Below are 11,675 nucleotides of genomic sequence, written 5' to 3'. Positions count from 1 at the left end.
GGATTTTTTTGTCTGATAAATCCAAAAAAACAAATGATGAAACGAATGAAACATTAACGAACAGGCAAGGACACCCGGTAACGAATAACCAGAGTCTGAGAACTGTAGGGAACAGAGGTCCTAGTACACTTGAGAACTATGATTTTTTGGAAAAGATCAGCCACTTCGATAGGGAGCGCATCCCTGAACGGGTTGTACATGCCCGCGGTGCAGGTGCGCATGGTTATTTCGTTCCGACCGGTAAAGCGGGGGACGAGCCGATTTCAAAATATACGAGAGCGAAGGTTTTTCAGGAAGAAGGTAAAAAAACCCCGGTATTCGTGAGATTTTCATCTGTTATTCATGGAGGGACGTCCCCGGAAACGTTACGTGACCCAAGGGGATTTGCCGTTAAATTTTATACGGAAGATGGAAACTGGGATCTTGTAGGCAATAACCTGAAAATTTTCTTTATCCGTGATGCCATGAAATTCCCGGATTTGATTCATGCCTTCAAACCGGATCCGGTCACGAATATTCAGGACGGCAGGAGGATTTTCGATTTTTGCTCAAGTTCGCCTGAAACATTCCATATGGTTACCTTTGTGTTTTCCCCATGGGGCATCCCAGCTAACTACCGCATGATGCAAGGATCAGGGGTCAATACTTATAAATGGGTGAATGAGGAAGGGAAAGCAGTGCTCGTCAAGTATCATTGGGAACCGAAACAAGGGATCAAGAACCTGACGCAGCAAGAGGCCAATGAAATTCAAGCTACGAATTTCAATCATGCCACACAGGATCTATATGAAGCGATTGAACGCGGGGACTATCCTGAATGGGATCTCAACGTACAGATCATGAGTGATGATGATCATCCTGAGTTGGATTTCGATCCGCTGGATGATACGAAGATCTGGCCGAAAGATGAGTTCCCATGGCTGCATGTCGGTACGATGGTATTGAATAAAAACCCTGAAGACTATTTCACTGAAGTCGAACAGGCTGCATTCGGTACCGGTGTCCTAGTTGATGGACTGGATTTTTCTGATGACAAGATGTTACAGGGACGTACATTCTCTTATTCCGATACACAGCGTCACCGTGTTGGCGCGAATTATTTGCAACTGCCGATCAATGCTCCAAAGAAACGAACTGCCACGAATCAGACTGGCGGACAGATGCAATATGAAGTTGGCAGAGGCAGCCAAAGCCCCCACATCAACTACGAACCATCCACTGTTGGCGGCTTGAAGGAAGCCAATCAAACGGGTAAAGAGTATACACCTATGGTGGAAGGGAAACTTGTCCGTGAGACAATCGATCGCCAAAACAATACGAAACAGGCCGGGGAAACGTTCCGGGAATTCGAGGATTGGGAAAAAGACGATTTAATTTCCAATTTAGTGGCGGCATTGGCTCCTGCCGACAAGCGCATTCAGGAAAAAATGATAGCACTTGCCGAAGAGGCCGATGAAGAGTATGGCCGCAGGTTGAAAGAGGGACTGTCCGCGGCATCTGAACATACGGAATCTTCAAAACCACTGGGTGGGACGGATAACCCTGAGGACGCCGTTAGAAAAGGGCATGAAGCGGATCCATATTGATTGAACTGAAAAGAAGCAAACTTCCTTATAAAGGGGTTTGCCTCTTTTTTTTATTGGGCATAATTGATGGATGTGTGATACTCTTCCAAGGATGCCTTGAAAATCAAGCAGGAAATTGATTGGCAAAAAACTTCATAATCATTTAAACTGAAACTACTCTATTTTTCTCTTATAAAGGAGATGAAAAAATGATTAAAATTCTTTCTGCCCTTTTCCTTCCTTGTCTACTTGTCATGCTATTTTCAAGAGTCACCTATAACAATGTCGTAGGCCTTGTTTTAACTGTTGCCTTGATTACAGCTTCCGCATATAAAGGTTATACGCATACAAACTTATTGATCATCGTCGATGCCTTATCCCTGACAGTGGGTTTTTGGTTATCAAAAAGAATGATGAAACGTACATCTAAGAGCGCCTGACATCAAAGGTGCTTTTTTTGTACTCAAACTTGTCATTCCCCTCAACACATCATGAAGTTCATTAAAACAAAAAAACGAATGGATGTTCGCTTATTGCTGGTTTGTTTTCAGGCTATTGTGGTAGAATGTGTATATATGCTTTATTAAGCCGGAATAAATAGAAGGGATATAGGCATGTCCCGTTTTCATATAAAAATATTTCAATAGGAGGCCATGCTTGGTGAAGGATAAGTTTGAGTTAGTCTCAAAATACTCTCCTCAAGGAGATCAGCCGGCAGCAATTGAAATGCTGGTCGAAGGGATTAAGGAAGGCAAGGAAATGCAGACGCTATTGGGGGCAACGGGTACAGGAAAAACGTTCACCGTTTCCAATGTGATCCAAAAGATCAATAAACCGACTCTTGTCATTGCCCACAATAAAACGTTGGCAGGGCAGCTTTACAGTGAGTTCAAAGAGTTCTTCCCTAATAATGCGGTCGAATACTTCGTTAGCTATTATGATTACTACCAGCCAGAGGCTTATGTTCCATCCACGGATACATTCATCGAAAAAGATGCAAGCATCAATGATGAAATCGATAAACTGCGTCACTCGGCCACATCATCTTTGTTCGAAAGGAAAGATGTCATCATCATTGCCAGTGTTTCGTGCATATATGGACTCGGTTCTCCTGAAGAGTACCGGGAGATGGTCGTTTCCCTCCGAACAGGCATGGAAATAGACCGGAATGCCTTGCTGCACAGACTCGTGGACATTCAATATGAGAGGAATGATATTGCTTTCCAACGGGGGACCTTCCGCGTTCGCGGCGACGTCGTCGAAATTTTCCCGGCCTCCCGTGATGAACATTGTGTACGGGTCGAGTTTTTCGGGGATGAGATTGACCGTATCCGTGAAGTCGATGCCCTGACCGGTGAAATTACCGGTGAACGGGAACATATTGCCATTTTCCCGGCTTCCCACTTCGTAACCCGCGAAGAGAAAATGCGGATAGCCATTCAAAATATCGAAACGGAACTGGAAGAGAGACTGAAGGAATTAAGGGAAGATGAAAAGCTTCTTGAAGCACAGCGCTTGGAGCAGCGGACCCGCTATGATTTGGAAATGATGCGGGAAATGGGCTTTTGTTCAGGGATAGAGAACTATTCCCGCCATTTAACCCTTCGTCCCTCAGGTGCGACACCATACACTTTAATGGACTACTTTCCAGAGGACTTCCTATTGGTCGTGGATGAATCACATGTAACCCTTTCGCAAATCCGCGGAATGTTCAATGGAGATCAGGCGCGAAAGCAAGTGCTCGTCGACCATGGCTTCCGTCTGCCGTCTGCGAAAGATAACCGCCCGCTAAGATTTGAAGAATTTGAAAAAAAGGTCCATCAATCCATATTCGTTTCGGCAACTCCGGGACCATATGAACTCGAACATACGCCAGAAATGGTTCAGCAAATCATCCGTCCTACCGGATTGCTGGATCCGACGGTAGAAGTGCGGCCGATTGAAGGGCAGATAGATGACCTGATCGGTGAAATACAGGAGCGCGTCAAAAAGAACGAGCGTGTGCTCATAACGACCTTGACGAAAAAGATGTCTGAAGATTTAACTGATTATTTAAAGGAAATCGGCATCAAGGTCCAATATCTTCATTCGGAAGTGAAGACCTTGGAAAGGATAGAAATCATCCGGGAACTCCGAATGGGCAAATATGATGTACTCGTTGGAATCAACCTTTTACGGGAAGGCCTGGATATTCCGGAAGTGTCGTTGGTGACCATTCTGGATGCCGATAAGGAAGGGTTCCTTCGCTCGGAACGTTCGCTTATTCAAACGATGGGCCGTGCAGCCCGTAATGCCAACGGCCATGTCATCATGTATGCAGACCGCATCACGAATTCGATGGAACTTGCCATCAATGAAACGAGGCGGCGCCGTGAAATCCAGGAGAAGTATAATGAAGAGCATGGAATAATGCCTCAAACCATTCAAAAGGATATCCGTGACTCCATAAGGGCGACGCATGTAGCCGAAGAAGGCGAAGAGTATAAGGAAGATCTTGCACCAAGCCTTGCTAAGCTCCCTAAAAAAGAGCGTTTAAAAGTGATGGCAAGCATGGAAAAAGAAATGAAGGAAGCGGCAAAGGCACTGGACTTCGAGCGAGCTGCCGAGCTGCGTGATTTATTACTAGAGTTAAAAGCGGAAGGGTGACGAAACATGGCAATGGATAAAATTGTGATAAAAGGCGCCAGGGCCAACAATTTAAAGAATATTGATATCACGATACCGAGAGACAAACTTGTTGTGCTGACCGGATTATCCGGATCTGGAAAGTCTTCCTTGGCTTTTGATACGATTTATGCAGAAGGGCAAAGACGTTATGTAGAATCACTGTCCGCTTATGCTCGTCAATTCTTAGGCCAAGTGGATAAACCGGATGTCGATGCGATCGAAGGTTTGTCACCAGCCATTTCCATAGACCAGAAAACGACCAGTCGGAATCCTCGTTCAACCGTAGGGACTGTTACGGAGATCTATGATTATTTAAGGCTGTTATTTGCACGGGTCGGCAGGCCGACCTGTCCGATCCATAATATTGAAATCACCTCACAAACGATCGAACAAATGGTGGACCGCATTCTTGATTACCCTGAGAGAACCAAGCTTCAGGTATTGGCACCGCTCGTCTCAGGCAGAAAAGGGACACATGCGAAAGTTTTGGAGGATGTTAAGAAACAAGGTTATGTCCGCATTCGTGTGAACGGGGAAATGCATGATCTCAGTGAGGAAATCACTCTCGAAAAAAATAAGAAACATTCGATTGAAGTCATCATTGACCGGATCGTCATTAAAGAGGGGATCATGGCCAGGCTTGCAGATTCATTGGAAAGTGCTTTGCAGCTTGGCGAAGGCAAAGTCATCATTGACGTAATGGGTGAGGAAGAGCTGCTTTTCAGTGAACATCATGCTTGTCCATACTGCGGATTTTCGATTGAAGAGTTAGAGCCGAGGATGTTTTCCTTCAATAGCCCGTTCGGGGCCTGCCCGGATTGTGATGGCTTGGGGGCGAGGCTTGAGGTGGACCGTGATCTGGTCATCCCGAATAACGAATTAAGCCTCCGTCAACATGCGATTGCGCCATGGGAGCCGACGAGTTCTCAATATTATCCTCAGCTCCTTGAAGCGGTGGCCAACCATTATGGAATAGATATGGATGTGCCCGTTAAAGATTTACCGGAAGAGAAGATGGATAAGGTCTTGCTTGGTTCAGGTAAAGATAAGATATATTTCCGTTATAAAAATGATTTTGGAAGAGTGCAAGAAGGATATATTCCTTTTGAAGGAGTTTTAAGAAACATCGAAAGGCGCTTCAAGGAGACGAGTTCAGACTATATTCGTGAGCAAATGCAGAAATACATGTCAGAACATCACTGTCCAACCTGTAAGGGTCATCGATTGAAGAAAGAGAGTCTTTCCGTGCTCATTCAAGGGGTCCATATAAGTCAAACGACAGCTTTATCAGTGGAAGATGCGTTGGTATTTTTCGATGAGCTTGATTTGACTGAAAAGGAAGCGGCAATTGCGAGATTGATTTTACGTGAAATTCGTGAGCGGCTCGGTTTCCTGGCCAATGTAGGTTTGGAATATTTGACGTTGAGCAGGGCAGCGGGAACATTATCCGGCGGTGAAGCGCAGCGTATAAGATTGGCGACGCAGATCGGTTCCCGTTTAACGGGAGTCCTCTATATTTTGGATGAACCTTCAATAGGGCTGCATCAGAGGGATAACGATCGATTGATCGAAACATTGAAGAATATGCGAGAAATCGGGAACACCCTGATTGTTGTCGAGCATGATGAAGATACGATGATTGCTGCGGATTATTTAATCGATGTTGGTCCAGGAGCTGGAGCGCATGGAGGAGAAATAGTGGCCGCTGGTACTCCGGAAGAGGTCATGAATGATCCTAAATCCTTAACGGGTCAATATTTGGCAGGGAAGAAATTCATTCCATTGCCATTGGAACGCCGGAAAAATGATGGCCGTGTCATTGAGATAAAAGGTGCCAAGGAAAATAATCTGAAAAACGTTAATGTCAAATTCCCGCTTGGGGTCTTCACAGCCGTTACAGGAGTCTCCGGTTCAGGGAAAAGTACTTTAGTGAATGAGATCCTCCATAAATCTTTGGCTCAAAAGCTGAATCGGGCAAAAGCCAGACCAGGCGATTTCCGCGAGATTAAGGGAGTTGAGCATTTAGATAAGGTCATTGATATTGACCAATCACCAATTGGCAGGACCCCACGATCGAATCCAGCTACCTATACGGGTGTATTCGATGATGTTCGTGACGTATTTGCCTCGACTAATGAAGCGAAGATACGCGGTTATAAAAAGGGCAGGTTCAGTTTCAATGTGAAGGGCGGCCGCTGTGAAGCATGCCGTGGTGATGGCATTATCAAGATTGAAATGCATTTTCTCCCAGACGTATATGTCCCATGTGAAATCTGTCATGGTAAGCGTTATAACCGGGAAACACTTGAAGTGAAATATAAAGGGAAAAACATATCCGACATCCTCGATATGACAGTCGAGGAAGGCGTTAGTTTCTTTGAAAATATCCCAAAAATCAAACGGAAGCTACAAACGATTTATGACGTTGGTTTGGGTTACATCAAGCTTGGACAGCCTGCCACGACTTTATCAGGCGGTGAAGCGCAAAGGGTGAAACTCGCTTCTGAATTGCATCGCCGTTCCACTGGGCGCTCATTTTATATCTTGGATGAACCGACGACCGGACTTCATGTCCACGATATAGCAAGGCTGCTCCAGGTGCTGCAGCGGCTGGTTGACAATGGGGATACAGTTTTGGTGATCGAGCATAATCTGGATGTCATCAAGACGGCGGACCATATTATTGACCTGGGACCGGAAGGCGGAGATAAGGGCGGTACGATCGTCACTTATGGAACACCTGAAAAAATATGTGAAGTTTCTGAATCGTATACGGGAAAATACTTAAAACCTGTACTTACCCGTGATCAAATTCGTATGGAAAATTGGATTGAAGAAAAAGAAACAGAGCATGAACATGCTTAAAAGAACAAGCCATCAGGCTTGTTTCAGTTTGTAGACAAAAGGGGTTCGGAATTAAAAAATTCTGAACCCCTTTTGAAATTCCCTTTGAATTTTCGCCTAAAGTTTAGAGATTGGGGCTCTACGAGCCCACTATGTTAGGCCATTTTTGGACCTTGCCATGTCCAATTGGCCATCTTCTTTAAATTAATGGCAGCGAAAGTAAGCATCGCCTGCATCGACAATTTTTTAAGTCCCCTTAAAGTAGTCCAACGCATACCATGCTTTTCTTTTGCATCTGCGAATACACGCTCAATCGTTTCTTTACGTTTTGCATATATAGGTTTTACATCTTGATGATGACGCAGATGATCTGCTTCTTCCACATGTGTTTGCCAGATATGCCGTGTCACCACTTTTTGACAGTCTTTGCTTTCTGTACACCGAGATAAAAATGAGCATGTTGTACAAATTTGTTTTGGCGATTTGTACTCGCGATAGCCCTCTTTATTTGTTGTTGAGTACTTTAAAGTTTCGCCCGAAGGGCAAAGGTAACAATCAAAATGTTCATCGTATACATAGTCCTGTTTGCGGAAAAATCCTTCTTTGGTGCGAGGACGTGTATAAGGTAAAGCCGGTATGATTTCTTTGTTAAATAGGTAGCTTGTAATCGCTGGTGTTTTATAAGCTGCATCTGCGGCAACGGCTTCCGGTTTTCCAACTTTCTCAATCACTTGTTCAACTAGTGGCTCTAAGATCTGACTGTCATGTGTATTTCCAGGTGTTACAATCGTTCCCAATACAAAACCGTTGCGGTCTGCGGCCGCGTGGAATGAATAGGCAAACTGTTTTGTTCGTTCATCTTTCACATAGTAGCCACTCTCAGAATCCGTTGTACTTTCTTTAATCTCTTTGGTCTCTTCTTTATCAAATTTATCTGGTGGAAAAGGCTTTTTTCCATGGTTTTCACGATCTTGATTGATTTCTTCTTGAAGACGTCCTTGATACGCTCGTGTTTCTTTACGAACGATTTTCTTTTCAAATTTCCGTTTATTCGCACTGGCTTTCACATGTGTGGAATCCACGAAAACGTGTTCAGCACTTATTAACTTTTTATTAGCAGCTGTCATTAAAATGCGATAGAAAATCTGTTCAAACAGATCTGTATCTTTGAAGCGTCGCTCATAATTTTTCCCGAACGTAGAGAAATGAGGTACTTTATCATGGAAACCATAGCCTAAGAACCAACGGTAAGCCATATTGGTTTCAACTTCTTCAATCGTTTTACGCATGGAACGAATACCGAAGGTATATTGAATGAAAGTCAGTTTAACTAAAATAACTGGATCAATACTTGGGCGTCCTACCTCTGAATACATATCTTTCACCAAGTCATAAATGAAAGTGAAGTCAATGGCAGCCTCCATTTTACGAACCAAATGGTTCGGTGGCACCAATTGATCTAAAGTAATCATTTCAAGTTGATCTCGCTGAATAGAATCATGTTTAGAAAGCATCCTCATCACCTCAAGTTTTAATACTTCTATTTTAAAACAAACATGACTCCAGGCAAAAGTGTTCTATCTAAAAGGTAAGACAAAGTTGATTGGAACGGAAGGTACGAGACTCCTGCGGGAAAAGCGCGTCTAGGGGAGACCCCGCAGGCGAAAGCCGAGGAGGCTCCCCGACCGCCCGCGGAAAGCGAGTGCCTGGAGTGGAAATCAACGTCCAAATTGTACAAGCCATAAAAATAGACAAACTCGATTTTCATCGAGTTTGTCTACAGTCTGGAACAAGCCATCAGGCTTGTTTTTTTGTAGAAAAATGACGGTGTGCATTTAATCAATCATTTGATTAAAGAATGGGAAAACAAGATATTTCCGGGGAAATCAAACATCTTCCTTTTCGGAAATTGTCATTTTCGTTTGTCGAATGATGGGAAAAACGGTATTTATGAAACTTTTTAGATATCTAGGCGTATGTATGAATAAAATGATAGAAGAAAGCGAGGAATGTTCATGCAGGAGGAAAGAAAGAGAATTTTAGAAATGATTCAGGATGGAAAGTTATCAGCGGAAGAAGCCATGGGCCTATTGGAAGAATTAGATAAAGCCAGTCAGGAAAGTGAAGCTAAAGAGCAGAAATTGCAAAATGAATTATCGACGGTAGTCGTGGATAAGAAAAGCGAAGGAAGCAATCAGGATACGTTTAAGAAGAATATCCAGTCATCGAAAGAAAAGATTATGGATTTCGTTGAAAGTGCTTTTAAGAAAATCAAAGAAACGGATCTTGATTTCAATTTCGGGAAATCTGTGGAGGTCAGTCATATTTTCCAGCATGATCAAGATTTCCTGAATGTAGTTGATGTAGATATAGCGAATGGGAAAATGAAAATCGCCGCATGGGACCATGATGATGTCCGGGTGGAATGCCAAGCTAAGGTATACCGTGTGGAAGATATAGAAGAAGCCAGGAAAAACTTTTTGGAAGAAGTCGATTTCACGATTGAAAATGGAAAATTGAAGTTCATGGTTCGTGAAAAATCCATAAAGGTTGATACGACCATGTACATTCCAAGAAAAGAATATGAGGACATTCATGTAAGGATGTTCAATGGCGCAATCACGGCTGAATCATTGAAATCAGAGAACTTTAAAGCGAAAACGGCGAATGGTGCCATTCATATCATGCAGGGTACGGGTGATTCCTGTGAGCTTGAAACTGGTAACGGGATGATCACCATTTCAGATACAAATTTTAATGACTTGGAAGCCGAGACCCTGAATGGAGCGATTAATGCCGATGGGTACTTCAAGAAATTGGATGTTCAAACGTTCAATGGTGAAGTCATCTGTACGAATTCAGGGATGGATTGCGATTCGATCCATGCTAAGTCAGTCACTGGAAAAGTCCAGCTGACCCTGCCTCCAGGTAAGGCGATCGAAGGAGAGTTGAAATCCAATTTAGGAAGCTTTAATGTAACTTTGGAAGGGATGACCATCATCGAAGAGAAAAGTGATGTGGTTCAGAAGGTCCTTAAGTTCAAGACAGTTAAAGAAGAGGTTCCTGTGCTTCATGTTTTTGCAGAAACGAAGACTGCAGCAATAACGGTTTCCTGAAAAGGGAAAGTTCACTGGCGGCGCAAAATGCATGCAAACTCTCTGAAAATGAGTTTGCCTGCATTTTTTTTTGGATTGTACAATTTGGATGTTGATTTCCGCTCCAGCCACTCGCTTATCCAGAGGCGGTCGTGGAGTCTCCTCGGCTTGCGCCTGTGGGGTCTCCCCTAGACGCGCTTTGCCCGCAGGAGTCTCGTACCTTCCTCTCCAATCAAATTTGTTATTAAATTTAGATAGAAACCATATTTAAGGAGTTGAAGGTTTTGCGTTGGAGTTGGTTCAGGAACATTATTCTCCCTCTTTTGTCTACTAAGAGAGCCCGCCAATATAAACTGCCGGGCTTGCTTTTATTTTGGTGTAAGGATTCATGTATGTCCCTCTCCTCTCTTTACTGGTTATGGGGCCATCCCGCTGCCATCATCCGTGCGGAGTGAATAAAAAAACGATAAATCGATAATGCATTGTTTGGTTATTAACAGAAAAATGCTAAAATAGAAAAAGTATCTCAAAAAATAGCATCGCTCCAAAAGGAGGAAAGATATATGGCAAAAGTCCGTACAAAGGATATAGTAGAAGCGTTCGGTCTAGAACTTATCAGTGGGGAAGAAGGAATTAACCGACCGATCGTCACGAGTGATTTATCTCGTCCCGGACTTGAAATAGCCGGTTTTTTTGATTATTATCCCGCAGATCGAGTACAGCTGTTAGGTATGACGGAGATGTCCTTTTTTAATCGGTTGAATGAACCGGATCGAATACAGAGGATGGAAGAGTTGTGCCGGGACTTTACTCCAGGCATCATCATTACGCGTGGTCAGGAAGTGCCGTTAGAATTGATCGAAGCTTCTGAGCGGGAATCCGTTCCTGTGATGAGATCCAATATGAAGACGACAAGGTTATACAGCCGTCTGACAAATTTCCTTGAAAGCAGGTTGGCACCAACCACTGCCGTTCATGGTGTATTGGTGGATATCTATGGTTTAGGTGTGTTGATCACCGGTAAAAGCGGAGTCGGTAAAAGTGAGACAGCCCTGGAATTAGTGAAACGGGGTCATCGCCTCGTAGCCGATGACTGTGTCGAAATCAGGCAGGAAGATCAAGATACGCTAGTCGGGAATGCCCCGGATTTAATTGAACATCTTCTTGAAATTAGGGGATTGGGAATCATAAATGTAATGACACTTTTTGGAGCTGGTGCAGTCCGCAGCAATAAAAAGATCTCAATCGTCATCAATCTGGAACTATGGGAAAAAAATAAGCAGTATGACCGGGTTGGCCTTGATGAAGAGAAAATGAAAATCATCGATACGGAAGTGACGAAAATTACCGTACCTGTCCGTCCAGGGCGAAATTTAGCTGTTATCATTGAAGTGGCAGCCATGAATTACCGCCTGAAACGAATGGGAGTAAATGCTGCAGAACAGTTTTCAGATCGCTTGAACCATGCCATTGCAGATCCGGAACATGATGAATTTTAAAAGGT

7 protein-coding genes are annotated in these 11,675 nt (G+C 43.7%); 6 read left to right on the top strand and 1 reads right to left on the bottom strand.

The window, feature by feature from the left end; all coding sequences use genetic code 11:
• The first annotated feature begins 2 nt into the window (after window positions 1-2).
• From MHB45_RS23045 to uvrA, 4 genes are all read left to right on the top strand, one after another.
• A complete protein-coding gene (locus tag MHB45_RS23045) occupies window positions 3-1,586 on the top strand; it encodes a catalase (protein WP_105718808.1) in 1,584 nt (527 codons plus the stop codon).
• A gap of 188 nt (window positions 1,587-1,774) precedes the next feature.
• The gene (locus MHB45_RS23040; RefSeq protein ID WP_034309928.1) at window positions 1,775-2,005 is read left to right on the top strand and encodes a CsbA family protein; all 231 of its coding nucleotides are present in this window, start codon (window positions 1,775-1,777) and stop codon (window positions 2,003-2,005) included.
• A gap of 220 nt (window positions 2,006-2,225) precedes the next feature.
• Complete coding sequence (gene uvrB / locus MHB45_RS23035) at window positions 2,226-4,211, top strand: excinuclease ABC subunit UvrB (RefSeq protein ID WP_048684098.1); 1,986 nt, start codon at window positions 2,226-2,228, stop codon at window positions 4,209-4,211.
• Between the two features lie 6 nt (window positions 4,212-4,217).
• A complete protein-coding gene (uvrA, locus tag MHB45_RS23030) occupies window positions 4,218-7,097 on the top strand; it encodes an excinuclease ABC subunit UvrA (RefSeq protein WP_048684084.1) in 2,880 nt (959 codons plus the stop codon).
• A 134-nt stretch (window positions 7,098-7,231) separates the two neighbouring features.
• Here the strand turns inward: uvrA and MHB45_RS23025 are convergent, their stop codons facing one another.
• The gene (locus MHB45_RS23025; RefSeq protein ID WP_072272405.1) at window positions 7,232-8,590 is read right to left on the bottom strand and encodes an IS1182 family transposase; all 1,359 of its coding nucleotides are present in this window, start codon (window positions 8,588-8,590) and stop codon (window positions 7,232-7,234) included.
• A 501-nt stretch (window positions 8,591-9,091) separates the two neighbouring features.
• On the opposite strand from MHB45_RS23025, the gene MHB45_RS23020 reads away from it, so the two are divergent.
• Complete coding sequence (locus MHB45_RS23020; protein WP_072273722.1) at window positions 9,092-10,192, top strand: DUF4097 family beta strand repeat-containing protein; 1,101 nt, start codon at window positions 9,092-9,094, stop codon at window positions 10,190-10,192.
• 542 nt (window positions 10,193-10,734) lie between these two features.
• Window positions 10,735-11,670, top strand: a complete 936-nt coding sequence (hprK, locus tag MHB45_RS23015; RefSeq protein ID WP_048687982.1) for an HPr(Ser) kinase/phosphatase — start codon at window positions 10,735-10,737, stop codon at window positions 11,668-11,670.
• Window positions 11,671-11,675: the final 5 nt, after the last annotated feature.

Source organism: Peribacillus sp. FSL K6-5616, from assembly GCF_038008245.1.
Taxonomy (GTDB): domain Bacteria; phylum Bacillota; class Bacilli; order Bacillales; family DSM-1321; genus Peribacillus; species Peribacillus frigoritolerans.
Note: the sequence above shows the minus strand (reverse complement) of the source record. Positions and strands in the feature narration are given on the sequence as shown.